Origin of the sequence: Psychrobacter proteolyticus (assembly GCF_038155145.1) — a bacterium.
Taxonomy (GTDB): Bacteria; Pseudomonadota; Gammaproteobacteria; order Pseudomonadales; family Moraxellaceae; genus Psychrobacter; species Psychrobacter proteolyticus_B.
Genome location: NZ_JBAKAY010000035.1, coordinates 1 through 265, shown reverse-complemented (window position 1 = coordinate 265; position 265 = coordinate 1). Strand labels below are relative to the sequence as shown.

The 265-nt window shown below is 60.8% G+C and carries 1 protein-coding gene; it reads left to right on the top strand.

Annotated elements, in window-relative coordinates; all coding sequences use genetic code 11:
• Positions 1–265: hypothetical protein (locus tag V6252_RS12905; RefSeq protein WP_341610720.1), on the top strand; the 265-nt coding region annotated here is incomplete at both ends.

Genomic DNA, 265 nt, shown 5'->3' with positions numbered 1-265 from the left:
CGGCAATGGCGATGTCGATGACATCGACCACCTGGGCAACCGTCGCATTCGCTCTGTGGGCGAAATGGCGGAAAACCAGTTCCGTGTCGGTCTGGTCCGTGTCGAGCGTGCGGTCAAGGAGCGTCTCTCCATGGCCGAGAGCGAAGGCCTGATGCCGCAGGATCTCATCAACGCCAAGCCGGTTGCGGCGGCGGTGAAGGAATTCTTCGGTTCCAGCCAGCTCTCCCAGTTCATGGATCAGAACAACCCGCTGTCCGAAGTGACG